The organism is Pseudomonas sp. BT76 TE3572 (assembly GCF_050435365.1).
Lineage (GTDB): Bacteria > Pseudomonadota > Gammaproteobacteria > Pseudomonadales > Pseudomonadaceae > Aquipseudomonas > Aquipseudomonas fluorescens_W.
Map to the genome: position 1 here is coordinate 5,321,709 of NZ_JBNDKE010000001.1, position 25,052 is coordinate 5,346,760.

Genomic DNA, 25,052 nt, shown 5'->3' on the forward strand with positions numbered 1-25,052 from the left:
CGAAGCGCCCGAACATACGAGCAAAACGAGTTTTATATGACGAACAAAGACGTAACTAAAGTAAAGCGCAAAGGCACGTTCAAGAGCGCCCCTCTGCCAGTAGAGGTTCCAACCGGCCCTGAGCTGCGCGGCGAAGAGCTGGTCAAGGTTGCAGTAGCGGCCCTGGAAGACGTGAAAGGCCAGGACATTCAGGTCATCGACGTTCGTGAAAAGCAGAGCATCACTGACTTCATGATCATCGCTACCGGTACCTCCAACCGCCAGATCGGCGCGATGCTGGATAAGGTCCGCGAAGCGGTCAAAGCCCTGGGCGTGAAGCCGCTGGGTGAAGAAGGCAAGGGCGACAGCGACTGGGTCCTGCTGGATATGGATGATGTCATCGTGCACATGATGACCGCTTCGGCTCGTCAGTTTTACGACCTGGAGCGTCTGTGGTCCGGTGCAGAACAGAGCCGCGCTCTGAACGCTGCTCACCACAGCCCGGAAAACACCCATGAGCACTTCGTCAAGCTCAACAAAGACCAGCAATAAGGGACCGCTGTGCGACTGCGACTGATCGCCGTCGGTTCTCGCATGCCCAAGTGGGTGGAAGAAGGCTGGCATGAATATGCCAAGCGTCTTCCGTCCGAGCTGGCGCTGGAACTGGTGGAAATACCGCTCAACACCCGTGGCAAGAACGCCGACGTGGCGCGCTTCATCCGTCAGGAAGGCGAAGCCATGCTGGCCAAGGTCGGGCCGAACGAGCGTGTTGTGACCCTCGAAGTCCACGGCAAGCCCTGGAGCACCGAGCAGCTGGCGGTCGAGCTCGATCGCTGGCGGCTGGACTCGCGCACGGTGAATTTCATGGTCGGCGGCCCCGAAGGGCTGGCGCCGGAAGTCTGTGCCCGGGCCGATCAGCGCTGGTCGCTCTCGCCGTTGACGTTGCCGCACCCGCTGGTGCGAATCCTGATCGGCGAACAGCTGTATCGTGCCTGGACAGTCCTGTCCGGCCACCCTTACCACAAGTAGTTCTGCCCTCATGCCCCAGCCGATCCGCATCAAGGACCACGAAAAAGACGCCCGTCTGGTGCGTGGCCGCGTCGTGTTCGGGGCAATTGCGGTCGTGACGCTGATCGCAGTGCTGATCGCGCGGCTGTATTTCCTCCAGGTGATTCAGTACGAGTACCACTCGACCCTGTCGGAAAACAACCGCGTCCATGTGCAGCCGATTCCGCCGACACGCGGGCTGATTTTCGACCGCAATGGCGTGGTGGTGGCGGATAACCGGCCCAGCTTCAGTCTGAGCATGACCCGCGAACGCTCCGGCGACTGGCAGCAAGTACTCGACGTCATTGTCGAAGTGCTGGAGCTGACGCCCGAGGATCGGGTGATCTTCGAGAAACGCATGCGTCAGGGGCGTCGGCCGTTCGAGCCGGTGCCGATCCTGTTCGAGCTGACCGAAGAACAGATCGCCCGCATCGCGGTGAACCAGTTCCGTCTGCCGGGCGTGGAAGTGGTCGCGCAGCTGGTGCGTCACTATCCGCAGGGCGCGCACTTTGCGCACTCGGTGGGTTACATGGGGCGGATCAACGAGAAAGAGCTCAAGTCTCTGGACCCGGTGAGCTACAGCGGCACCCATCAAATTGGCAAAACCGGCATCGAGCGCTTCTACGAGCCCGAATTGCACGGTCAGGTCGGTTACGAAGAAGTCGAGACCAACGCCCGTGGCCGCGTGCTGCGGGTACTCAAACGTACCGAACCGATTTCCGGCAAGGACATCGTCCTGAGCCTGGACATCAAATTGCAGGAGGCCGCCGAAGCTGCACTCGGCGGTCGCCGTGGCGCCGTGGTGGCGCTGGACCCGAAAACCGGCGAAGTCCTGGCGATGGTCAGTCAGCCGAGTTTTGACCCGAACCTGTTCGTCACCGGCATCAGTTTCAAGGCCTATTCCGAGCTGCGCGATTCCATTGATCGGCCGCTGTTCAACCGCGTGCTGCGCGGCCTGTACCCGCCGGGCTCGACCATCAAGCCGGCCGTGGCAATTGCCGGCCTGGATGCTGGCGTTGTGAACGCGTCGAGTCGGGTGTATGACCCCGGCTATTACCAGTTGCCCAACTACGATCACAAATACCGTAACTGGAACCGTACCGGTGACGGCTACGTCGATCTGGACACGGCGATCATGCGGTCCAACGACACCTACTTCTATGACCTGGCCCACAAACTGGGAATCGATCGGTTGTCGGCGTACTTGAGTAAGTTCGGCATCGGCCAGAAGGTTTCGCTGGACATGTTCGAAGAGTCGCCGGGGCTGATGCCTACACGTGAGTGGAAGCGTACAACCCGGCGTCAGGCCTGGTTCCCGGGCGAAACGCTGATTCTCGGGATCGGTCAGGGCTACATGCAATCAACGCCATTGCAACTGGCCCAGGCCACGGCGCTGGTCGCGAACAAGGGTGTCTGGAACCGTCCGCACCTGGCCAAGACCGTCGAAGGCGAGCGGCCGAAGGATGAAAACCCGATGCCGGACATCATTCTGCGTGACCCGTCTGACTGGACCAAGGTCAACCACGGCATGCAACAGGTGATGCACGGTGCCCGGGGTACGGCACGCAAAGCGGCGATCGGCGCTCAATACCGCATCGCGGGTAAAAGTGGTACTGCTCAGGTGGTCGCGATCAAGCAGGGCGAGAAGTACGACCGCTCCAAGGTTCAGGAGCGCCATCGCGACCACGCCTTGTTCGTCGGCTTCGCACCCGCCGACAACCCGCAAATCGTGGTGTCGGTGATGGTCGAGAACGGCGAGTCCGGTTCCGGCGTCGCCGCGCCCGTGGTGCGTCAAATCATGGACGCCTGGCTTCTGGACCAGGACGGTCGGTTGAAGGCCGAATACGCCAGCCCTATCAGTGCGGAGGCTACGGCCCGTGAAGAGTAATTTCGATCGCATCCTCTCCAGCGAGGATGTGATGCGTCGCCGCGCGACGCTGTTGCAACGCATGCACATCGACGGCCCGTTGCTGATCCTGCTGCTGACCCTCGCTGCCGGCAGCCTGTTCGTGCTGTATTCGGCCAGCGGCAAGAGCTGGGATCTGCTGGCCAAGCAAGCCACCTCGTTCGGCATCGGCCTGGTGTCGATGATCGTCATCGCCCAATTCGAGCCGCGCTTCATGGCCCGTTGGGTGCCGGTCGGTTATGTGATCGGTGTGCTGTTGCTGGTGGTGGTGGATGTCATGGGCCACAACGCCATGGGCGCCACACGCTGGATCAACATTCCCGGGGTGATCCGCTTCCAGCCCTCGGAATTCATGAAGATTCTGATGCCGGCCACCATCGCCTGGTACCTGTCCAAGCGCACCTTGCCGCCGCAGCTCAAGCATGTGGGCGTCAGTCTGTTTCTGATCGGCTTGCCGTTCATCCTGATCGTGCGTCAGCCCGACCTCGGCACTTCGCTGCTGATCCTCGCCGGTGGCGCTTTCGTGTTGTTCATGGGCGGCCTGCGCTGGCGCTGGATCATCAGCGTAATCGCCGCCGCCGTGCCGGTGGCCGTCGCGATGTGGTTTTTCATCATGCACGACTACCAGAAACAGCGAATCCTGACCTTCCTCGACCCCGAAAGCGATCCGCTGGGCACTGGCTGGAACATCATCCAATCGAAAGCCGCCATCGGTTCCGGCGGTGTGTTCGGCAAGGGCTGGCTGCTCGGCACTCAGTCGCACCTGGACTTCCTGCCGGAAAGCCACACGGACTTCATTATTGCGGTCATGGGCGAAGAATTCGGCCTGGTAGGTATCTGTGCACTGCTACTGATTTACCTGTTGTTGATCGGCCGCGGACTGGTGATTACCGCCCAGGCCCAGACATTGTTCGGCAAATTGCTCGCGGGCAGCCTGACCATGACGTTTTTTGTTTACGTTTTCGTCAACATCGGTATGGTCAGTGGCCTGTTGCCGGTTGTGGGGGTGCCGTTGCCGTTCATTAGCTACGGAGGAACTTCGCTGGTAACGCTGCTGTCAGCGTTTGGGGTTTTGATGTCGATCCATACCCATCGTAAGTGGATCGCTCAGGTTTGAATAAGGTGAAGATTTCAATGCAAGTAATGCGTGGCTGGGCGACTCGATATGCGCCATGGGTCGGCCTGGTAAGCATCCTTGGCACAGCGCAGGAAGCGTTGGCCGGCGATTACGAAGGCTCACCCCAAGTGGCCGAATTCGTCGGTGAAATGACCCGCGACTACGGTTTCGCCGGTGAGCAGCTGATGAGCGTGTTCCGCGAAGCCGAGCGCAAGCAGTCGATTCTGGACGCGATCTCGAAACCGGCCGAGCGGGTCAAGCAGTGGAACGAATATCGTCCGATGTTCATCACCGACGCGCGCATCGCCCGTGGTGTGGACTTCTGGCGTCAGCACGAGGCGGTACTGGCCCGTGCCGAGCAGGAATATGGCGTGCCGGCGCAGGTTATTGTTTCGATCATCGGCGTTGAGACCTTTTTCGGCCGCAATACCGGCAATTTTCGGGTAATCGACGCCTTGTCGACCCTGGGTTTCGACTATCCTCCCCGTGCCGAATTTTTCCGCAAGGAATTGCGTGAGTTCCTGTTGCTGGCCCGGGAAGAGCAGGTCGATCCGCTGACGCTCAAAGGCTCTTACGCTGGCGCGATGGGTTTGCCGCAGTTCATGCCGAGCAGCTTTCGCGCCTATGCGGTGGACTTCGACGGTGACGGCCACATTAATATCTGGACCAATCCGGACGATGCCATTGGCAGCGTCGCCAGTTATTTCAAGCGTCACGGCTGGGTCGCCGGCGAACCGGTGGTCAGCCGCGCCGATGTACGTGGCGATCAGGTGGACGAAGGTTTGACCACGGGCATCGAGCCGACTAAAACCGTCGGGGAGTTGCGGGCGCTGGGGTGGTCAAGTCATGATGCGCTGCGCGATGATATGCCGGTCACGGCTTTCCGCCTGGAAGGTGACAATGGCCCCGAATACTGGATGGGCTTGACGAATTTTTACGCAATCACGCGTTATAACCGCAGCGTGATGTACGCCATGGCCGTACATCAACTGTCTGAACAGCTGGTCCAAGCACGGGGCGTCAAGTAATGCGGGCATTGCCTATGAATAAACCCCTGAAGCTGATGGCATTCGCCGCGTTGGCGGTGCTGCTCGCCAGTTGCTCGACCAGCCGCGCGCCGACCCAAAAGTCTTCCACCGCCGTGCGCGCAGCGCCAGGCCTGGACATCAACCGTGCGCACAAAGATGGCGCGCCGTGGTGGGACGTCGATGTATCGCGCATCCCGGATGCCACGCCGACCCTGCATACAGGTCCTTATAAAGCCAACCCGTACACCGTGCTGGGCAAGACGTATTTCCCGTTGCAGGAATCCAAGACCTACGTGGCCTCGGGCACTGCGTCCTGGTATGGCACCAAGTTCCACGGTCAGAACACCGCCAATGGCGAGGTTTACGACCTGTACGGCATGAGTGCCGCGCACAAGACCTTGCCGCTGCCAAGTTACGTTCGGGTGACCAACCTGGACAACAACAAGAGCGTCGTCCTGCGAGTCAACGACCGCGGGCCGTTCTATTCGGACCGAATCATCGACTTGTCCTACGCGGCCGCCAAGAAGCTCGGCTATGCCGAAACCGGTACCGCGCGGGTCAAGGTCGAAGGCATTGACCCGCAGCAATGGTGGGCAGCCAAAGGCCGTCCGGCGCCTTTGATGCTTAACGAGCCGCAAATCTCGCAAAATAGCGCCCCGACGATTACGGCTTCGGCCGGTACCGTCGAACAATGGACACCACCGCCGCAGCAGCACGCCGCGGCCGTTGTGCCCGTACCGATGGATGCAAAAAAAAACGCTTCTGTACCAGCCTCTGGCCAGTATCTGCAGGTGGGCGCGTTCGCCAACCCGGACGCTGCAGAGCTCCTGAGATCGAAGCTCAGCGGGATGGTGAGCGCTCCGGTGTTCATCAGCTCGATCGTGCGCAATCAACAGACGCTGCATCGGGTGCGCCTGGGGCCGATCGGCTCGCCGGGTGAAATCCAGCAAGTGCAGAACAGTGTGCGCCTGGCCAATCTCGGTTCGCCGAGCCTGGTCACTGCCGAGTAATACGTAGTACTTGATTGACGGTTCGCTTGCGGTTTGGGGGGTGGACCTGGTTGTTGGCTCGTTGAAGAACAAAAGCCCGGCAAGGGTTACAGAGTGAGCAACTGAACACGCGATGACCCGTTAGAAGGTCATCTGATTAGTTTTGCCCCTTAGGGCAGTTTCCATTAGCGATTTCGAGAGACGGATGAACATCACCACCTTTGCCAAACGCCTGTGTCTGCTAGTCCCGCTGCTCCTCTCGCCTGCCGCTTTCGCGGTCGAGATGATGCCGTCGCCACCGCAACTGGCCGCCAAAGCCTATGTACTCATGGACGCCAGCAGCGGCAACGTGCTGGTGGAGAACAACGGTGACCAGCGTCTGCCTCCGGCCAGCCTGACCAAGCTGATGACCGCGTACATCGCGACCCTGGAAATCCGTCGTGGCCAGATCGGCGAAAACGATCCGGTGACCGTCAGCGAGAACGCCTGGCGTACCGGCGGTTCGCGGATGTTCATCAAGGTCGGCTCGCAAGTCACTGTCAGCGACCTGCTGCACGGCATCATCATTCAGTCGGGTAACGACGCCAGCGTTGCGCTCTCCGAGCACATCGCCGGCAGCGAAGACGCCTTCGCTGACATGATGAACAAAACCGTGGCCGATCTGGGCATGACCAACAGCCACTTCATGAACCCGACCGGTCTGCCGAACCCGGAGCACTACTCGTCGGCTCACGACATGGCGGTGCTGGCTCGCGCGATCATCCACGAAGATCCGGCTCACTACGCGATCTACTCGCAGAAAGAGTTCTTCTGGAACGGTATCAAGCAACCTAACCGTAACCTGCTGCTGTGGCGCGACAAGACGGTCGACGGCCTGAAAACCGGCCACACCGACGAAGCCGGCTATTGCATGGTGTCTTCGGCTGTACGTGACGGCATGCGCCTGATCGCCGTGGTGTTCGGCACCAACAGCGAAGTGGCTCGCGCCTCTGAAACCCAGAAGCTGCTGACTTACGGTTTCCGCTTCTTCGAAACCCAGACGTTCTATCAGAAAGGCGCCGAGCTGGCTCAGGCTCCTGTCTGGAAAGGCACCACCAATCAAGTCAAGGCCGGCCTGGCTGAAGACCTGACCATGACCCTGCCAAAAGGCCAGCTGAAAAAGCTCGCCGCCAGCATGACCATGAACCCGCAACTGGTTGCGCCAATCGCCAAGGGCGACGTAATCGGTAAAGTCGAAGTGAAGCTGGACGACAAAGTCGTGCACAGCGCTGACCTGATCGCTCTGGACGCGGTCGACGAGGGTGGTATCTTCCGCCGCATGTGGGATAGCATCCGTCTATTCTTCTACGGCTTGTTCAACTGAATTAGTGTGGACCTGCATGGCCCTGTTCCAATCCGGAACGGGGCCATGTCCGTTGCCACGGCTTACGAGGCCGTTACGCCATGACAGACACCGAAGTAAAGGCGCCAAAAATCGAATTCCCCTGCGCGGATTACCCTATCAAGGTCATCGGCGACACCGGCGTGGGTTTCAAGGACAAGATCATCGCGATCCTTGAGAAGCACGCGACCGTTGACCACAAGACCCTGGCCGAGCGCCAGAGTACCAACGGCAAGTACACGACTATCCAGCTGCACATCATCGCCACCGGTCAAGAACAGCTGTACGACATCAACAGCGAGTTGCGGGCTACCGGTTTCGTGCACATGGTGCTGTGATGTCTGGCACGCTGGGCTTTCGCGAGCTCGGCCAGATGGCTTACGAGCCGGTCTGGCATGCCATGCAACGCTTCACCAACGAACGCGGCAGCGATGCCGCGGACGAGATCTGGCTGGTCGAGCACCCACCGGTGTTCACCCAGGGGCAGGCCGGCAAGGCCGAGCACTTGTTACTCCCGGGAGATATTCCGGTGGTAAAGGTTGATCGCGGTGGTCAGGTGACTTATCACGGTCCCGGCCAATTGGTGGCCTACCTGTTGCTCGATGTGCGCAAGCTGGGTTTCGGCGTGCGTGACCTGGTCAGCCGCATGGAACAATGCCTGATCGAGTTGTTGGCCAGCTACGGCGTCACTGCCGTGGCCAAGCCGGATGCTCCAGGTGTCTACGTCAATGGGGCGAAAATCGCTTCTCTGGGTCTGCGGATCCGCCACGGTTGCTCCTTTCATGGCCTGGCCCTGAATGTGGACATGAACCTGGAACCGTTTCGACGGATTAATCCCTGCGGCTACGCCGGGCTGGCGATGACCCAGCTGAGCGATCACGCAGGATCGATTGAATTTGCCGAGGTAAGTGCCCGGCTGCGCGCGCAGCTCGTCAAACACCTCGACTATGCTGAGCAGACGACCCTAACGGGCGGAATCGACTGATATGACTACTGATGCAGTGCAAACCATGATCCCGACGCTGGATGTCACCGAGCGTCCGGCCCCGCGTGCCAAGGTTGAAGCCGGCGTGAAGCTGCGCGGCGCCGAGAAGGTTGCACGTATCCCGGTGAAGATCATTCCGACCACCGAACTGCCGAAGAAACCTGACTGGATTCGCGTGCGTATCCCGGTTTCCCCGGAAGTCGATCGCATCAAAGCCCTGCTGCGCAAACACAAGCTGCACAGTGTCTGCGAAGAGGCGTCCTGCCCGAACCTGGGCGAATGCTTCTCCGGTGGCACCGCGACCTTCATGATCATGGGTGACATCTGCACCCGTCGCTGCCCGTTCTGCGACGTTGGCCACGGTCGTCCGAAGCCACTGGACACCAACGAGCCGGAAAGCCTGGCCATCGCCATCGCCGACCTGAAACTCAAGTACGTGGTGATCACCTCGGTTGACCGCGACGACTTGCGTGACGGTGGTGCCCAGCACTTTGCCGACTGCATCCGCGAGATCCGCAAGCTGTCGCCGAACGTGCAGCTCGAAACCTTGGTCCCGGATTACCGTGGCCGCATGGACGTTGCGTTGGAAATCACCGCTGCCGAGCCGCCTGATGTGTTCAACCACAACCTGGAAACCGTGCCGCGCCTGTACAAGGCTGCGCGTCCGGGTTCGGATTACCAGTGGTCGCTGACCCTGCTGCAACGCTTCAAGCAGATGATGCCGCACATTCCGACCAAGTCCGGCCTGATGCTGGGTCTGGGCGAGACCGACGAAGAAGTGATCGAAGTCATGAAGCGCATGCGCGAACACGACATCGACATGCTGACCCTGGGCCAGTACCTGCAACCGTCCCGCAGCCACTTGCCGGTGCAGCGTTTCGTGCACCCGGACGTGTTCGCCTGGTTCGCCGAGGAAGGTTACAAGATGGGCTTCAAGAACGTCGCTTCCGGCCCGCTGGTACGTTCCTCGTATCACGCCGACGAGCAGGCGAAACTGGTTAAAGCCGAGCTGATGTCGTCCTGATCGGTTGCAAGACATGAAAACGCCCGCAAGGCCTTGCGCCTTGCGGGCGTTTTTTTGCCTTGCCCACGGCAATCAGCGTTTTTTCCTGCAACCTGCGGGGCAACGAACCCTCTTCTGTTTGTCCCCGTTCCTGACTACTGTGTGCTTGACGTTTTCACGCAGGGAGATTCATGGATGACCGTTCGACCGACCCACACCCTTTGTCCTCATGCACCCGTTCCGGCTTTGCCGTCGCAAGGGCTGATCGGCGTCATTGCTCCCGCCGGTCCCGCAGCGCTGGACACCGATAAAGCCATCGCCTGGATGCGCGCTCGCGGGTATTCACTGCGGGTTTTCCCCGGCGTGTATGAGAAAGACGATTACCTGGCCGGCAGTGATGATGTACGGCTCAATGACCTGCACGCAGCGTTCGCCGACAGTGAGGTCGACGCCATCATTTGCATGCGTGGGGGGTACGGTACGCCGCGGTTACTCGATCGCATCGACTTCGAATTGCTGCGCAGCAATGCCAAACCATTCATCGGCTACAGCGACATCACCGCGCTGCACTTGGCGATCAGCCGTTATGCGGGCTTCGTGACTTTTCATGGCCCGATGCTCAACGCCGACCTGCTGGGTGACAAGCAAAAACCTACCGAGCCTTCATTCTTCAACATGCTCAGAGGGCAGGTGAAGGCCGGCAGCGTGTTGACGCACCCGGTGGCCTACCCGTTGACCACCATCGAGCCTGGTATCGCTCACGGCCGTTTGCTGGGGGGCAATTTGTCGATGATCGCTGCGACCATGGGCACGCCGTATGAGTTGGAAGCCGAGGGCGTCATCCTGTTCATCGAGGACATCAACGAGCCGCTGTATCGCATCGACCGGCTGCTGACCCATCTGCGGCTTGCCGGCACGCTGCACAAGCTGCGGGGGGTTTTGGTGGGGGATGTGGCGGGGGTTGATACGGTTTCTCTGGAGCGCTTGCTCAAGCAGACCTTCGAGCCATTGCGGATACCGGTGTTGTCCGGCTGGCGCAGCGGGCATTGCGATCCGAACCTGACGTTGCCGATGGGCGCGCTGGTGAGGCTGGATGCGGGGAACAAGGAATTGGTGTTGGAGCAGGATGTGGTGACCAAACGTTAGATCGTCACAGCCTGACAGTCAGTCATCGCGGGCAAGCCCGCTCCCACAAGTTCAAGGTGAATACCGCATTTGCGTACACCTTGCCCCTGTGGGAGCGGGCTTGCCCGCGATGCTTTTCAGCGGTTACGCAAACCTTCCAGCAACTTGTGCGTCGGATACCCATCCGCCGGCCAGCCAAACGACTGCTGGGCACTGCGGATCGCCTTGCGGGTGTTGGCGCCGATAATGCCGTCGGCATTGCCCGCGTCGTAGTTCTGCGCGCTCAGCAGGCTTTGCAGTTCGATCCGCTCGGTACGGCTCAGCGGCAAATCATCTTTGGGCCACGTGCCGCTGATGAAGCCTGAACCGTTGAAACGTTCGGACAACAGGCTCACCGCCAAGGCGTAGGACGACGAGTTGTTGTACTTGAGGATCGCGCGGAAGTTGTCGAGGACCAGGAACGCCGGGCCACGGTAACCGGCCGGCAGCAGCAGGGCGGCTGACAGGTGTTCGGAGCCCGGCGGAACCTGGCCGCCATTGGGCAGGGTGACGCCCAGTTGCTGCCATTCAGCGACGCTCTTGCGAATCGTGCCATCGGCCAGGATGTAGTTGAAACTGCCCGGTAGCTGCACTTCAAAGCCCCACGGCTGGCCTTTCTGCCAGCCCGAGCTTTGCAGGTAATGCGCCGTCGACGCCAGCGCGTCGGCCGGGCTGCCCCAGATGTCGCGGCGGCCGTCGCCATCGAAGTCTACGGCGTGGGTGTTGTAGGTGGTCGGGATGAACTGGGTCTGGCCCATGGCACCCGCCCAGGAACCGAGCATTTTCTCAGGTTCGATATCACCCTGTTGCAGGATCTGCAGGGCGGCGATCAGTTGCGCGTGGGCAAATCCGGGACGCCGACCTTCATAGGCCAGGGTCGCCAGGGAATTAATCACCGACTTGTTGCCCTGAAACTGCCCGAAGTTACTTTCCATGCCCCACACCGAGACCAGTGCCTGACGATCGACGCCGTAGCGCTGTTCGATGCTTTGCAGGATGTCGGCGTACTGGCTGACCAGCGCCTCGCCTTTGCGTACCCGCAACGGCGAAAGGGCGCCGTCGAGGTATTCCCACACCGGGCGGGAGAATTCCGGCTGGCTGCGGTCGGCACGGATCACGCTGGTGTCGAGGCTGACATTGGCGAAGGCGCGGTCGAACAGATCGGCGCGGATACCGGCGGCCAAAGCGTCCTTGCGGAACCCTGCCTGCCATTCGGCGAAGGTCTGGGTGGGCTGGATGTCGAGATTTTCACCCGTCGGAACCACGGGCGGAATGACCGCAGGGGCTGTCGCAACGGGGAGGGTCTGAAGCGGCTTGGCGTCGGCTGCGGTCGGTTTTTCCGCGCAGGCGACTAGCAAAACGAGGCTGGAGGCAGCTATCAGTTGGCGCAGGGGCCAACGACTGGAAATACAAAGGGGCATGCACGGGTCCAGAGAGTACGAATCAGGTGCAGACCTTAACATGTTGAGCGAGCGCTTGCCTTTCAGGCTGCCAGAAAGTAAGAAGCCTCCCAGCTATTAGACTGGAAGGCTTCGCGGCGGTAGCTGCCTTTGCCCTTGCCGGCGGGTTCCTGACGGCAGCGGAACAGTGGCTGGGCGATGATGGATTTGGCCTTGTTGGGGCCATTTTTGGATGGCTTTTTGCTCATGATGATTTCTCGCAAGTGAGTGGGTTTTGCGGGGCAAATCATCGGCCGAAGTCGGGGCTCTGTCTATAGGACAAATGCAGGTTGTTTTTGTAGGAAGCAGAATCAAAAGATCTTATTCAGCGGGCAACGACAATCTTTGGCCGGCCATCAACAACGACAATCGACTGAGGCTCATCCACGGAGAACCGGCGGCCTGGCCTTTGATCTGTGCGTCGATGCGCTGCGCTTCCAGCAATAGCTGCGCCCAGCGTTGCGCCGAATAACGTTGCAAGGCTTTGCTCATCAGCGGTTTGCGTTTGTCCCAGACCGGTGGTCGGGCAGAGCTGAAGGCTTTGTCCAGCGGCACGCCCTGGCTGTACTGCAGCGACAGATTGGCCAACAGGCGCAGTTCCCGGGCCAGCGCCCAGAGAATCACGGGTGGTTCGACGCCTTCTCCGCGCAGGCCTTCGAGCATGCGCAGGGCATGAGCTGCTTCGCCGTTGAGAATCGCATCGGTCAAGCCAAAGACATCGAAGCGCGCACTATCGGCCACCGCCGCTTGCACGGTTTCAACGGTGATCTGACCACCTTCGGCCATCAGCTTGAGCTTTTCGATTTCCTGGGCGGCGGCCAGCAGGTTGCCCTCGACCCGTGCGGCGATCAGTTCGACGGCGTCCTGACTGGCGGAAAGCCCGGCCTGGGACAACCGTTGACGGATCCAGCTCGGCAACTGATTGGCCTCTATCGGCCAGATTTGCACGAACTGGGTCTGCTGACCTTCAATCAGCGCCTTGCCCCACTTGGTTTTCTGCGCACTGCCATCAAGTTTCGGCAGGCTGATCAGCAACACCGTGTCTTCGGCGGGCCGTGAACAGTACTCGATAAACGCGGCAGCGCCTTTGTCACCGGGTTTGCCGGACGGCAGACGCAGTTCCAGCAGGCGTTTTTCGGCGAACAGCGACATGCTCGCACCGGCTTGCAGCAGCGTCCCCCAGTCGAAACTGGCGTCGGCGGCGAAGACCTGGCGCTCGTCGAATCCCTGTTGGCGGGCGGCGGCACGAATGGCGTCGGCGGCTTCCTGACACAGCAGTGGGTCATCGCCACTGATGATATAGACCGGCGCGAGGGCACCTTGCAGGTGTTTGGCGAGTTGGGCGGGGGCGAGTTTCATAGGAGAGGGCAAACGGGGCGCCTGAGCGCCCCGTAAGTCTTATTGCTGCGGGATTTCGATGGGCGACTGACGCGGGGTTTCCGCTTCAGCCTTCTGTGCAGCTTCCAGTGCCTGGGCTTCGGCCTTGGCCTTGGCGTCGGCAGTCTGTTGCAGTTGCTCCAACTGAGTCGGAGTGAGCTGTGACAGACGCAGCATCATGCGTTGAACCAGCTCGCGACGGGTTTCAGCGCGAGCAGTCGCGGCTTCTTGATCAGAACCCACCAGGTTGTTGCCGTCGTGGATAAAGATCTTCTGCACTTCAAGCTTGTCGCTCATCAGCGGCAGGTCGCGTGCACCACGGATGTCGTAGTTCAGCACTGTGCTCACCTGATACTCGCCAGTACGACCGGCACCTGCATAGCTGAGGATGCGCTGGCTTTCCTGCTCATTGGTCAGCACCAGCTTGTAAGGTGCACCCTTGTAGACCTTGACGCCGCTGCTTTCCAGCACCTGACGCAGTTGAGTCACGGTTTCGCCGTAGGCGTTACGGGCACTCAGGTCGAGTTCCTTGACCGCCAGTTCATTGGTGCCGGTGCCGCGCAGCTGGAAACCGCAGGCGCTCAGCAGGACCGCAAGGCCCATCACCAGCAAATTGCGTTTGATCATCTTGTTGCTCCCCTTGAAACCATGTGGGCCGATCTTGCGGCCCGAAAGGTTTTACTCGGCGCCAGGCATGACCTAGCGCCTGATCCAATTAGCTGGCGACGATATTGACCAGTTTCCCGGGCACTACGATCACTTTACGAATGGTCAGACCGTCGACAAAGCGCAGCACGTTCTCGTTGGCCCGTGCGGCGGCTTCGACTTCTTCGCGGCTGGCGCTGGCGGGCATTTCGATGTGGCCGCGCAGCTTGCCGTTGACCTGAATCACCAGTTGCAGGCTGTCTTGCACCAGAGCGCTCTCGTCCAGCACCGGCCAGCCGGCGTCGATCACCGGATCGGCGTGACCCAGGCGATGCCACAGTTCATGGCTGATGTGCGGAGTGATTGGCGCCAGCAGCAGGACCACGGTTTCCAGGCCTTCGTGAACCAGCGCGCGATCCTGTTCGGTGCCTTGCGGGGCTTTTTCCAGCACGTTCATCAGCGTCATCACCTGGGCGATGGCGGTGTTGAATTTGTGGTTCTGGCCGACGTCGTGGCTGGCCTGCTTGATGGCCTGGTGGATCGAACGGCGAATGACTTTCTGGTCGTCATTGAGGCCGGCGACGTCCAGTTTGCCCGGCAGGCCCTGAGTGACGTGGGCTTGAGCCAGGCGCCAGACGCGCTTGAGGAAACGGTGCGAACCTTCTACTCCAGAGTCGGACCATTCCGCGCTCATGTCGGGTGGCGAGGCGAACATCATGAACAGGCGGCAGGTGTCTGCGCCGAACTGGTCAATCATCGACTGTGGGTCAACGCCGTTGTTCTTCGACTTGGCCATCTTCTCGGTGCCACCGATTTCCACCGGCAGGCCGTCTGCGATCAGCTTGGCGCTGATGACTTTGGCTTTGCTGTCGCGTTCGAGTTCGACGTCCGCCGGGTTGAACCAGGTGTAAGCACCGTTGGCTTCGCGACGATAGTAAGTCTCGGCGATCACCATGCCTTGGGTCAGCAGGTTCTTGAACGGCTCGTTGGAGCTCACCAGGCCTTCGTCGCGCATCAGCTTGTGGAAGAAGCGCGCATAGAGCAGGTGAAGAATGGCGTGTTCGATACCGCCGATGTACTGGTCCACCGGCAACCAATGGTCGGCCGCCGATTTTTCCACCAGACCGCCTTCATAGTGCGGCGAGGCGTAACGGGCGTAGTACCACGAGGACTCGACGAAGGTGTCCATGGTGTCGGTTTCACGCTTGGCCGGTGCGCCGCATTTCGGGCAGCTGCACTCGTAGAACTCGGGCATGCGCGCCAGTGGCGAACCCGCGCCGTCCGGTACGACGTCTTCCGGCAATACGACGGGCAACTGATCTTCCGGGACCGGTACATCACCGCAGGTGTTGCAGTGGATGATCGGGATCGGGCAGCCCCAGTAGCGCTGACGGCTGATGCCCCAGTCGCGCAGGCGGAACTGGGTACGCGAGGCGCCGAGGTTCTTCTTGATCAGCGCGACTTCGATGGCGTTGAAAGCGCCCGCGAAGTCGAGGCCATCGAACTCGCCGGAATTGATCAGCGTGCCGTATTCGTTGTAAGCGTCCTGCCACGGAGTCGGTGTTTCGTCGCCGGCGCTGGTGCGCACGACAGGTTTGACCGGCAGGTTGTATTTGGTGGCGAACTCGAAATCACGTTCGTCGTGCGCCGGAACGGCCATTACCGCGCCATCGCCGTAGTGCATCAGCACGTAGTTGGCGACCCACACCGGGAGTTTCTCACCGGTCAACGGATGCTCGACGAACAGCGAGGTGCGCAGGCCTTTTTTCTCTTGAGTGGCGACGTCGGCTTCGGCAACGCTGCCGCCCTTGCATTCAGCGATGAACGCTTGCAGCTCAGGGTTGTTCTGCGCGGCCAGGGTCGCCAGATGGTGTTCGGCGGCTACGGCAACGTAGGTCGCGCCCATCAGGGTGTCCGGACGGGTGGTGAACACTTTCAGAACACCGGCTTCGCCGATGGAAGCGACGTCGTACGGGAACTGCACTTCCATGCCGCGGGACTTGCCGATCCAGTTGCGCTGCATGGTCTTGACCTGTTCAGGCCAGCCAGTCAGTTCGTCGAGGCTCTCCAGCAGCTCATCCGCGTAGGCGGTGATCTTGAAGTAATACATCGGGATTTCGCGCTTTTCGATCAGCGCGCCGGAACGCCAGCCGCGACCGTCGATCACCTGTTCGTTGGCCAGGACGGTCTGGTCGACCGGGTCCCAGTTCACGGTGCCGCTTTTTTTGTAGATCACGCCTTTTTCGAACAGGCGAGTGAACAGCCATTGTTCCCAGCGGTAGTAATCAGGCTTGCAGGTGGTGACTTCACGGGACCAGTCCACCGCGAGACCCAGGCTGCGCAGCTGGTTTTTCATGTAGGCGATGTTTTCGTAGGTCCACTTGGCGGGCGCTACGTTGTTCTTCATCGCGGCGTTTTCCGCCGGCATGCCGAAGGCGTCCCAACCCATGGGTTGCAGGACGTTCTTGCCTTGCATGCGCTGGTAGCGGGAGATCACGTCGCCGATGGTGTAGTTGCGCACGTGCCCCATGTGTAGCTTGCCGCTGGGGTAAGGGAACATCGACAGGCAGTAGAAAGTCTCCTTGCCTGGCTGTTCACTGACTTCAAAGGACTTTTGCTCGTCCCAGAACGACTGGGCGGCGGCTTCGATTTCACGGGGCTGATATTGTTCGTGCATGGCTACTTTTGAACTGAATAGGGGTGGCCTAATCCTCTTCAATGCAACGCTGGACGGTGATCACGCCAAATCGGCGTTTCGGTGTCCAGACGAGCTGGAAGTGGAGTTACAGGAAGCGCCGTAGCATACATGACCGCACTCTACCGAGGGAAACCCTGATTACGGCTGCGGGTCGCCCAAAAAACGCTGCGAGGGCCGTTGGTCGCAGCATTCAGCCGGTTTGTTCATGGAAGCTAAGCTCTAAATGGGGAGTGAGTCTTATCTTCAATGAGGTGATGGATGGTTGAGTCACGAAAAAAAGTTACAAAACCGGAGCTGTACGAAAGACTGATCGATCGTCTGGGAATGGCCCTGGACGCGGCAAAAACCGCTGGCCGGTTACGCGATGAGCGCCCGCTGGAACTGGAATTGCGTGGCTTGAGCCCCGCAGAGTTTGCACTGGTCAAGGCGTATCTCGATCGCAGTGAACGTGAGACACACGGATGCTTGTCAGAAGCAGTGAAGCAACTCGACGCACCACGTTCGGCCAAGATCATCTGGCTCAAGGACAAGGTTCCCGGCAGGGACGCGGTAAAGGTCCGGTCTTTGCAATTCAAGTAGGGACACTGGAAGTAATGTCTGATGTATTTGTGAAGCATAGTCCTTTCGTATTTGTTGTCGCATTGCGTCAACCCACTTAGGCTTCGGGCATCTTTTTGGAGATGCTCGATGCCTTTTCGCTATTTCGTTAAACAACTCCTGTTGCCGCCCGGCATTCTTTTGCTGTTGTTGGTGCTTGCCTGGTGGTTGCGTCGCTCAAGACCGCGCCTTGCCGGATTCTGCTTTGCGTTGGGCGTGGGCGGCTTCTGGCTGATGAGTCTGCCGGTGGTGGTGCAGTGGGGTGCCAAGGCGCTGGAGCGTGAAGCGCCGCTGGCTCGCGATGAATGGGCAACGCTGAGTCAGCGCGCCGATGCGATCGTGGTGCTCGGTTCGGGGCGTGAGCGGGGCGATCTGGCATGGGGCGCTGACCAGCCAACGGGCGTGGGCCTGGAACGTGAGCGCTATGCGGCGCGGCTGGCCAAGGCCTCCGGTTTGCCGATTCTGACCAGCGGAGGCCTGCATTACGACACGCCGCCGACCGAAGCGAAGTTGATGGCGGACTCGTTGCGCGATGATTTCGGCATGGCGGTGCGCTGGCAAGAAGGGCGCAGCCGCACGACCTGGGAGAACGCGCAGTTCAGCGCCGAGGTGTTGTTGCCGGAAGGGATCAAGCGCGTGGTCGTCGTGACTCAGGCCTGGCACATGCCACGAGCGGTCTGGAGTTTCAAAAAGGCAGGATTTGAAGTGGTGCCGGCACCGGTGGGGTTTCTAGGCGTGGACAACGCCCGGCCACTGGGCGGCTGGATGCCGGAATTCAAGTCGATCTGGCAGAGCGGGCAGTTGTTGAATGAGGCGGTGGGGCAGATCGGATATTCACTTTTCTACTGATAGAAGTGGTGAATAAAGAATCTGTGGCGAGGGAGCTTGCTCCCGCTGGGGCACGAAGTGGCCCCAAAAGGGGACCGCTGCGCAGTCCAGCGGGAGCAAGCTCCCTCGCCACAAAAGCTCGGCAGTGTTAAACGGTTTTCGCCATCCGGTTAGCCACCAGCGCCCAACCAAACAACAGCACGCAAACAATGACCAGCGGCCACGAACGCCATTCCAGATAAGGCGTCAGGTTGTGCATGGGCACCACTTCGCCGTACAAAATGCCGCGCTCGAACTGCGGGATCTGTGTGGTGATCTGGCCGAACGGGTTGATCAAACCGGTCACGCCGTTGTTGGTGGCGCGGATCATCCAGCGACCGGCCTCCAGCGCGCGCATCTGCGCCATTTGCAAGTGTTGCAGCGGGCCGATCGAGGTGCCGAACCAGGTGTCATTGCTGATGGTCAGTAGCAGATCGCTACGCGCTGCGAGGCTGGCGGCAAATTCCGGGTAAACCACTTCGTAGCAGATAAACGGCGCAATTTGATAACCCTTGGCCTGCAGCATCGGCTGATCAGCCGGGCCACGGGCAAAGTCTGACATCGGCAGGTCGAAGAAGGCGATCAGCCCGCGCAGCACGTCCTGCAACGGAACATATTCGCCAAACGGCACCAGCTTCTGTTTGAGGTAAGTGCCATCGCCTTCGCCCACGACGGTGATGCCGTTGTAGAAGCGCTTCTGGTGATGGACTTCCTCGCGAATCGGTACGCCGGTAATCAGCGCGGAATTACGCTCTGCAGCAAAATTCCCCATCATGTTCAGGTAGCCCTCGGCAGACTCCTTGAGCACCGGGATGGCCGTTTCCGGCCAGATCAGCAAGTCGACCCGTTTCGAGCTGAAGCTCATGTCGCGGTACAGCGCCAACTGCGCGTTGAGCTGCGCCGGGTCCCACTTCATGCTTTGTTCGATGTTGCCCTGAATCGCCGCGACACTCAGCGGAGCACCCGCCGGGCTTGTCCAGGCGTGTTCCTTGAGCGCCATGCCGGCCACCCAAGGGCCGACCAGCAGCAACACGCCCGCGGCGATGAAACCTTTGCGACCGGTGCGCACCAGACGCAAAGCGTTATAGAACAGCGCGGCCGTCAGGGCCAGGGTGAAGGAGATCAGCCACATCCCGCCGAGTGGCGCGAGCCCGGCCAATGGACCGTTGAGCTGACTGTAGCCGGAATAAAGCCAGGGGAAGCCGGTCAGGAACCAGCCACGAAAGGCTTCCTGGCCGACCCACAGAGCCGCGAACGCCAAGGCATCGGCCAGCGGCGCTTCGTTACGGCGCAGCCAGCGCGCCCAGATCCAGGCGGGCAGGGCGAAGAACCAGGCAATCGCCGCCGTGAAGATCAGCATCAGGAAACCGGCCAGCAGCACCGAAGCGCCGCCGAAGTGGTGAATGCTGTAGTAGATCCAACTGGTGCCAGCGCCAAACAGGCCGAAACCGAAACACCAGCCACGGCCCAGGGCCTGACGTGGGTTCAGCTCGCGTAAGCCGGCATAGAAGAAACCGACCGCCAGCAACGCCAACGGCCAGATATCGAACGGCGCCAGGGCCAGGGTGGTGAGTGCACCGGCCGCCACGGCCAGCAGGTTACCGGGCCAGCCGGGGCGGGTTATCCAGCGCATTTCTATCCTTAGTTTTTACCGAGCAATAGGCGTCAGGCGAAGCAAGTGAATCCGACGGCTGTCGGCGTTCAGGATGCGGAAGCGATAAGGGCCGATTTCAGTGATTTCGTTGCGTTTTGGCAGGTGCCCGAACGCGCTCATCACCAGACCGCCGACAGTGTCGAATTCGTCATCGGAGAATTGGCTGTCGAAGAACTCGTTGAAGTTCTCGATCGGCGTCAGGGCCTTGATCAGGAAATCACCGCTGGGCAGCGGCTTGATATAGCTGTCTTCTTCGACGTCATGCTCGTCTTCGATGTCGCCGACGATCTGTTCCAGCACGTCTTCGATGGTGACCAGGCCGGCCACACCGCCGTATTCGTCGATGACGATGGCCATGTGGTTGTGGTTGGCGCGGAACTCGCGCAGCAGCACATTCAGACGCTTGGACTCAGGCACGAAAGTGGCCGGGCGCAGCAGGTCCTTGATGTTGAAGCTGTCGCCGTTCTCCTTGAGGATCAACGGCAGCAAGTCCTTGGCCAGCAACACGCCCATCACGTCATCGTGGCTTTCGCCGATCACCGGGTAGCGGGAGTGGGCCGAGTCGACCACGGCAGGCAGGAACTCGCGGGGTGTCTGGGTCGCCTTGATGCTGATCATCTGCGAGCGCGGGACCATGATGTCCCGAACTTGCAGGTCAGCGACCTGGATGGCGCCTTCGACAATGGCCAGCGCTTCGCTGTCCAGCAACTTGTTTTGGTGTGCATCGCGCAGCAGCTCCAGCAGCTCCTGGCGGTTCTTCGGCTCGTGGGCAAAAGCCTGGGTGAGCTTACCCAGCCATGACTTTTGCCCGTTGCTCGATCGATCTTCGCTCATAGCGATTACTCTGAATCCTTTGTTGTAACGATAGGGGATGCGTCTGTTTCGTCGTCCGCATACGGGTCGGGATAGCCCAACTCTGCAAGCAACGTTCGTTCCAGTGCTTCCATTTCTTCGGCTTCATCGTCATCTATATGGTCGTAACCCAGCAGATGCAAGCAGCCGTGAATGACCAGATGAGCCCAATGGGCCTTGAGTGCCTTGCCTTGTTCGGCGGCTTCTCGCTGAACCACCGCCACGCAGATCACCAGATCGCCCAGCAGAGGGATGTCGAGAAACTCGTCGGGCACATCGGCAGGAAACGACAAGACGTTAGTGGCGTAATCCTTTTGCCGCCAGGTGTGGTTCAGCTCGCGACCTTCCTCTTCATCGACCAAACGGATGGTCATTTCGGAGTCGGCTGTGCGCTGGCGCAGCGCCAGTTCGCACCATTGGCGGAACTCGGCTTCGCTTGGGGCAGGCGCGTCGGTAGCCAGTTGCAGATCAAGCTCAAGCATCGTGGCGATTGTCCTTGGACGAGAACTTCGCCGGTTCGTCGGCCACGCGATTCTCGAAGCGCTCGTAAGCTTCGACGATGCGCTGCACCAGCGGATGGCGCACGACGTCTTTGGGCATGAAATGGGTGAAGCTGATGCCCGGCACGTCTTTGAGCACTTCGATCACATGGTGCAGCCCGGATTTTGTGCCTTTCGGCAGGTCGACCTGGGTGATGTCACCGGTGATGACCGCAGTGGAGCCGAAGCCGATCCGGGTCAGGAACATCTTCATTTGCTCGACGGTGGTGTTCTGGCTTTCGTCGAGGATGATGAAACTGTTGTTCAAGGTGCGACCGCGCATGTAGGCCAGCGGCGCAACTTCGATCACCTGACGCTCGATCAGCTTGGCGACGTGTTCGAAGCCGAGCATTTCGTAGAGCGCGTCGTAGAGCGGGCGCAGGTAAGGGTCGATCTTCTGCGACAGGTCACCGGGCAGGAAGCCGAGCTTTTCGCCTGCTTCAACCGCCGGGCGCACCAGCAGGATGCGGCGAATCTGCTCGCGTTCCAGCGCGTCTACCGCGCAGGCAACGGCCAGATAAGTCTTGCCGGTACCGGCCGGGCCGATGCCGAAGTTGATGTCGTTACCGAGGATTTCCTTCACATAGCGCAACTGATTCAAGCCGCGAGGGCGAATCATGCCTTTTTTGGTGCGCAGGGCGACGGAAGGTTCGGAGGGGGAGACGTTGTCCAGCTCTTCGACGGCCGATTCCTGCAGGAACAGGTGAACCATGTCCGGCGACAGCTCGGTACCCTTGGTTTCCCGGTACAGGCGGCGCAGGAGGTTTTCCGCGGAGGTGGTGTGCTTGGGCTCGCCGATCAGTTCGAACTGGTTTCCGCGATTGCGGATCTCGATGGTCAGGCGCTGTTCGATCAAGCGCAGATGCTCGTCGAATTGCCCGCACAGATTGGCGAAGCGGCGAGCTTCAAAAGGCTCGAGGATAAAACGATGTGGTTCTATGGGTGCGTTCAAGGTCGTATTTAGCCGCCCTGGGGCAATTAAGATGAAATCAAGGATAACGCCAGTGGCCTGGGTGCGAAAGCTCTTAAATAACCCAAGCTCAAACACCGTCCCCTGTGGGAGCGAGCTTGCTCGCGATGGCGGCATGACAGACGACTTATATGTTGAATGTCAGACCGTAATCGCGAGCAAGCTCGCTCCCACAGGGTAATGGGGTGTTATTGGATCAACGAGCCCCGCAGCGAGTGCGGCTGGGCGGCGTCGATGCGCACATCGGCGAACTGCCCAATCAGCGTGGGATTGTCGCAGCGGAAATTGACGATGCGGTTATTCTCGGTCCGGCCTTGCAGTTCGCCGGGGTCTTTTTTCGAATAATCGGTCACCAGGATCCGCTGGATCGAACCGACCATTTGTCGGCTGATCTCGAAGCCTTGCTGGTTCAGGCGATGTTGCAGGGCGTTCAGGCGTTCTTTTTTCAGCGCTTCCGGCGTTTCGTCGGCCAGATCGGCAGCCGGAGTACCGGGGCGCTGGCTGTAGACGAACGAGTAGGAGAAGTCGAAGCCGACGTCTTCGATCAGCTTCATGGTCTGTTCGAAGTCTTTTTCGGTCTCGCCCGGGAAGCCAACGATGAAGTCCGAGCTGATGCAAATTCCCGGCACAGCGGCCCGCAGCTTGCGCAGTTTGGATTTGTATTCCAGCGCGGTGTGGTTGCGCTTCATCGCCGCCAGGATCCGGTCCGAGCCCGATTGCACCGGCAAGTGCAGGTGTTTGACCAGTTCCGGCACGTCGGCGTGGGCCTGGATCAGGCTGTCGGAGAACTCCAGCGGGTGTGAGGTGGTGTAGCGGATGCGGTCGATGCCATCGACGGCGGCGACGACGCGGATCAGTTCGGCCAGGTCAGCCAAACGACCGTCATGAGTGGTCCCGCGATAGCCATTGACGTTCTGCCCCAGCAGGGTCACTTCGCGCACGCCGTTTTCAGCCAGGTGGATGATCTCGGCGATCACGTCATCGAAAGGTCGGCTGACTTCTTCGCCGCGGGTGTAAGGCACCACGCAGAACGTGCAGTACTTGCTGCAGCCTTCCATGACCGACACGTAGGCGCTTGGGCCATCGATGCGCGGCTCGGGCAAGTGGTCGAACTTTTCGATTTCCGGAAACGAGACGTCGACTTGCGGCAGTTTGGTAGCGCGGGCGGCGTCGATCATTTCCGGCAGGCGGTGCAGAGTTTGCGGGCCGAAGACCACGTCCACGTACGGTGCGCGATCGCGGATAGCCGCGCCTTCCTGGCTGGCCACGCAACCGCCGACGGCGATGACCATGTCCGGGTTGGCCAGTTTCAGTTCGCGCCAGCGGCCGAGCTGGGAATACACCCGGTCCTGGGCGCGCTCGCGGATCGAGCAGGTATTGAGCAGGATCACGTCGGCATCTTCAGCGCGAGCGGTGACTTCCAGGGCCTGGTGTTCGCCCAGCAGATCGACCATGCGCGAGCTGTCGTACTCGTTCATCTGGCAACCGTGGGTTTCGATGTAAAGCTTCTTGGCCATGGAAAGAGTCATCACGTGATTCAAAGAACCGCGCATTATAGGGAACATGACCCAAGGTTCCTACCGCTGTGCGTCCGGTGGCTATGCTATAGTTCGCGCCCTCATTTTTATCCCCGATGTGTTGCTCGCCCACCATGACCAAACGTGAAGCTCCAATCTACAAGGTGATTTTCCTCAACCAGGGCCAGGTGTACGAAATGTATGCCAAGCAGATCTATCAAAGTGATCTGTGGGGCTTCCTGGAAGTGGAAGAGTTCGTCTTTGGCGAGCGCACGCAAGTGGTCGTCGATCCGAGCGAAGAGAAGCTCAAGGCTCAGTTCGAAGGCGTTGTGCGCAGCTTTGTGCCGATGCATTCGATCGTGCGGATCGACGAAGTCGAGCGCCTCGGTACGCCGAAAATCAGCGAAGCCCGCGGCGCGGTCGGCAATGTCATGCCGTTTCCGATGCCGATGCCTGAGAAGTAAGCAGCAGACCCTGTGGCGAGGGAGCTTGCTCCCGCTCGGCTGCGAAGCAGTCGTAAAACCGAAGAATGCGGTGTGCCTGACAGACTGTGATTGCAGGATTCAGGGCCGCTTCGCGCCCCAGCGGGAGCAAGCTCCCTCGCCACAAAAGCCCACCAGGTTGTTAGCAGGATTCAGGGAAGGGGTGAGAACGGCGTACGCCCATCGGCGCTCTGCAATTCCATCAGATACTTGCGGAAGATTTGCCCCAGCACCTGGGTCGCCACTTCAAGTTCTTCGCGGGGCATTTTCTCGGCGACTTCGTCGGCGGTGTCCAACGCTTCTTCAGCGCCATTGACCGCAGCCATTTTCAGCACGATATACGCCTGAACGTTATTGGCCGGTACGCCTTCGCCGTGGAAGAACATGGAGCCGAGTTTGAATTGCGCCTGAGCATGGCCTTGCAGCGAGGCCTTTTCGAAGTAGCCCAGGGCTTTTTTGAGGTCGCGCGGCGTATTTTTGCCGTCGTAGTAGAACTCACCCAACTCGTATTGCGCTTGCGCATCCCCTTCATCCGACGCTTTCTGGCAGGCGGCGAGAGCCTGCGCCAGATCTTGCGGCTGAGTATTGAGGGTGCAACGACCCATCGCTGGGATTAACAACGAGTTGCCGCCTGCTTGTGCGAGCGCGAGCAGGGGCTGAAGGAGCAACAGGCAGCCCAATGCAAGGGCGCGGCCGGTGCGGTTCATGGGAATCGACTTACCTCTGAAGGGCGCGTGGACCCATCGAGGGATCCAATAAGCGCGCATTATGAAATAAGCAGGGCCAACCTTACAAAGTCTTTACTCGTTTTTCTGC

At 60.0% G+C, this 25,052-nt stretch carries 25 protein-coding genes; 14 read left to right on the plus strand and 11 right to left on the minus strand.

Annotated elements, in window-relative coordinates; translation table 11 throughout:
* Nucleotides 1–36: 36 nt before the first annotated feature.
* The 11 genes from rsfS to ABH912_RS24210 all read left to right on the plus strand — a co-directional run bounded on the left by rsfS (nt 37) and on the right by ABH912_RS24210 (nt 10,581).
* Nucleotides 37–531 (plus strand): ribosome silencing factor, encoded by a 495-nt coding sequence (rsfS, locus tag ABH912_RS24160; RefSeq protein WP_033054148.1) that lies wholly within the window; start codon nt 37–39, stop codon nt 529–531.
* A gap of 9 nt (nt 532–540) precedes the next feature.
* Nucleotides 541–1,008, plus strand: coding sequence for a 23S rRNA (pseudouridine(1915)-N(3))-methyltransferase RlmH (gene rlmH / locus ABH912_RS24165; protein WP_007937439.1), 468 nt, complete (start codon nt 541–543; stop codon nt 1,006–1,008).
* A 10-nt stretch (nt 1,009–1,018) separates the two neighbouring features.
* Nucleotides 1,019–2,914 carry a penicillin-binding protein 2 gene (gene mrdA / locus ABH912_RS24170; RefSeq protein WP_033054149.1) on the plus strand — a complete coding sequence of 632 codons (1,896 nt, stop codon included), beginning with the start codon at nt 1,019–1,021 and terminating at the stop codon, nt 2,912–2,914.
* A gap of 31 nt (nt 2,915–2,945) precedes the next feature.
* Nucleotides 2,946–4,049 (plus strand): rod shape-determining protein RodA, encoded by a 1,104-nt coding sequence (gene rodA / locus ABH912_RS24175; RefSeq protein WP_050482761.1) that lies wholly within the window; start codon nt 2,946–2,948, stop codon nt 4,047–4,049.
* 17 nt (nt 4,050–4,066) lie between these two features.
* Entirely contained in the window at nt 4,067–5,077 is a 1,011-nt protein-coding gene (gene mltB, locus ABH912_RS24180; protein ID WP_149628091.1) for a lytic murein transglycosylase B, read from the plus strand.
* Nucleotides 5,077–6,087: a septal ring lytic transglycosylase RlpA family protein gene (locus ABH912_RS24185; protein WP_033054152.1), complete on the plus strand. Its 1,011-nt coding sequence runs from the start codon at nt 5,077–5,079 to the stop codon at nt 6,085–6,087. The genes mltB and ABH912_RS24185 overlap by 1 nt, the downstream gene beginning before the upstream one ends.
* Nucleotides 6,088–6,271: 184 nt before the next feature.
* Nucleotides 6,272–7,429, plus strand: a complete 1,158-nt coding sequence (locus tag ABH912_RS24190; protein ID WP_033054153.1) for a D-alanyl-D-alanine carboxypeptidase family protein — start codon at nt 6,272–6,274, stop codon at nt 7,427–7,429.
* An 80-nt stretch (nt 7,430–7,509) separates the two neighbouring features.
* Complete coding sequence (locus tag ABH912_RS24195; RefSeq protein ID WP_008152827.1) at nt 7,510–7,785, plus strand: DUF493 domain-containing protein; 276 nt, start codon at nt 7,510–7,512, stop codon at nt 7,783–7,785.
* Nucleotides 7,785–8,432 carry a lipoyl(octanoyl) transferase LipB gene (lipB, locus tag ABH912_RS24200; protein ID WP_008152829.1) on the plus strand — a complete coding sequence of 216 codons (648 nt, stop codon included), beginning with the start codon at nt 7,785–7,787 and terminating at the stop codon, nt 8,430–8,432. Before ABH912_RS24195 ends, lipB begins: the two co-directional genes overlap by 1 nt.
* A 1-nt stretch (nt 8,433) precedes the next feature.
* Nucleotides 8,434–9,456: a lipoyl synthase gene (gene lipA, locus ABH912_RS24205; protein WP_008152832.1), complete on the plus strand. Its 1,023-nt coding sequence runs from the start codon at nt 8,434–8,436 to the stop codon at nt 9,454–9,456.
* A 174-nt stretch (nt 9,457–9,630) separates the two neighbouring features.
* Entirely contained in the window at nt 9,631–10,581 is a 951-nt protein-coding gene (locus tag ABH912_RS24210) for a S66 peptidase family protein (RefSeq protein ID WP_429511822.1), read from the plus strand.
* 116 nt (nt 10,582–10,697) lie between these two features.
* Here ABH912_RS24210 and ABH912_RS24215 read toward each other — a convergent pair whose 3' ends face one another.
* From ABH912_RS24215 to leuS, 5 genes are all read right to left on the minus strand, one after another.
* A complete protein-coding gene (locus ABH912_RS24215) occupies nt 10,698–12,020 on the minus strand; it encodes a lytic murein transglycosylase (RefSeq protein WP_033054157.1) in 1,323 nt (440 codons plus the stop codon).
* 62 nt (nt 12,021–12,082) lie between these two features.
* A complete protein-coding gene (gene arfA, locus ABH912_RS24220; RefSeq protein WP_429511823.1) occupies nt 12,083–12,247 on the minus strand; it encodes an alternative ribosome rescue factor ArfA in 165 nt (54 codons plus the stop codon).
* Nucleotides 12,248–12,359: 112 nt separating this feature from the next.
* Nucleotides 12,360–13,397, minus strand: a complete 1,038-nt coding sequence (gene holA / locus ABH912_RS24225) for a DNA polymerase III subunit delta (protein WP_033054159.1) — start codon at nt 13,395–13,397, stop codon at nt 12,360–12,362.
* Between the two features lie 39 nt (nt 13,398–13,436).
* Nucleotides 13,437–14,042 carry an LPS assembly lipoprotein LptE gene (gene lptE, locus ABH912_RS24230; protein ID WP_033054161.1) on the minus strand — a complete coding sequence of 202 codons (606 nt, stop codon included), beginning with the start codon at nt 14,040–14,042 and terminating at the stop codon, nt 13,437–13,439.
* Between the two features lie 88 nt (nt 14,043–14,130).
* Nucleotides 14,131–16,737 carry a leucine--tRNA ligase gene (gene leuS / locus ABH912_RS24235; protein WP_429511824.1) on the minus strand — a complete coding sequence of 869 codons (2,607 nt, stop codon included), beginning with the start codon at nt 16,735–16,737 and terminating at the stop codon, nt 14,131–14,133.
* 279 nt (nt 16,738–17,016) lie between these two features.
* Between leuS and ABH912_RS24240 the strand changes: the two genes are divergently transcribed.
* Nucleotides 17,017–17,337 (plus strand): hypothetical protein, encoded by a 321-nt coding sequence (locus ABH912_RS24240; protein WP_033054165.1) that lies wholly within the window; start codon nt 17,017–17,019, stop codon nt 17,335–17,337.
* Between the two features lie 108 nt (nt 17,338–17,445).
* Nucleotides 17,446–18,204: a YdcF family protein gene (locus tag ABH912_RS24245; RefSeq protein ID WP_033054168.1), complete on the plus strand. Its 759-nt coding sequence runs from the start codon at nt 17,446–17,448 to the stop codon at nt 18,202–18,204.
* Between the two features lie 127 nt (nt 18,205–18,331).
* Here the strand turns inward: ABH912_RS24245 and lnt are convergent, their stop codons facing one another.
* The 5 genes from lnt to miaB form a co-directional block, all read right to left on the minus strand.
* Nucleotides 18,332–19,855 (minus strand): apolipoprotein N-acyltransferase, encoded by a 1,524-nt coding sequence (lnt, locus tag ABH912_RS24250; RefSeq protein ID WP_429511825.1) that lies wholly within the window; start codon nt 19,853–19,855, stop codon nt 18,332–18,334.
* Between the two features lie 15 nt (nt 19,856–19,870).
* Nucleotides 19,871–20,710 (minus strand): HlyC/CorC family transporter, encoded by an 840-nt coding sequence (locus tag ABH912_RS24255; RefSeq protein ID WP_008152854.1) that lies wholly within the window; start codon nt 20,708–20,710, stop codon nt 19,871–19,873.
* Between the two features lie 5 nt (nt 20,711–20,715).
* A complete protein-coding gene (ybeY, locus tag ABH912_RS24260; protein ID WP_033054170.1) occupies nt 20,716–21,210 on the minus strand; it encodes an rRNA maturation RNase YbeY in 495 nt (164 codons plus the stop codon).
* A complete protein-coding gene (locus ABH912_RS24265; protein ID WP_033054171.1) occupies nt 21,203–22,219 on the minus strand; it encodes a PhoH family protein in 1,017 nt (338 codons plus the stop codon). Before ABH912_RS24265 ends, ybeY begins: the two co-directional genes overlap by 8 nt.
* A 206-nt stretch (nt 22,220–22,425) precedes the next feature.
* Complete coding sequence (miaB, locus tag ABH912_RS24270; RefSeq protein ID WP_033054384.1) at nt 22,426–23,754, minus strand: tRNA (N6-isopentenyl adenosine(37)-C2)-methylthiotransferase MiaB; 1,329 nt, start codon at nt 23,752–23,754, stop codon at nt 22,426–22,428.
* Between the two features lie 134 nt (nt 23,755–23,888).
* Here miaB and ABH912_RS24275 point away from each other — a divergent pair, with 134 nt between their 5' ends.
* Nucleotides 23,889–24,218: a DUF1820 family protein gene (locus tag ABH912_RS24275; RefSeq protein WP_007894425.1), complete on the plus strand. Its 330-nt coding sequence runs from the start codon at nt 23,889–23,891 to the stop codon at nt 24,216–24,218.
* A gap of 170 nt (nt 24,219–24,388) precedes the next feature.
* Here ABH912_RS24275 and ABH912_RS24280 read toward each other — a convergent pair whose 3' ends face one another.
* On the minus strand, nt 24,389–24,943 hold the full coding sequence (locus tag ABH912_RS24280; RefSeq protein ID WP_033054173.1) for a tetratricopeptide repeat protein: 555 nt from the start codon (nt 24,941–24,943) through the stop codon (nt 24,389–24,391).
* Nucleotides 24,944–25,052: the final 109 nt, after the last annotated feature.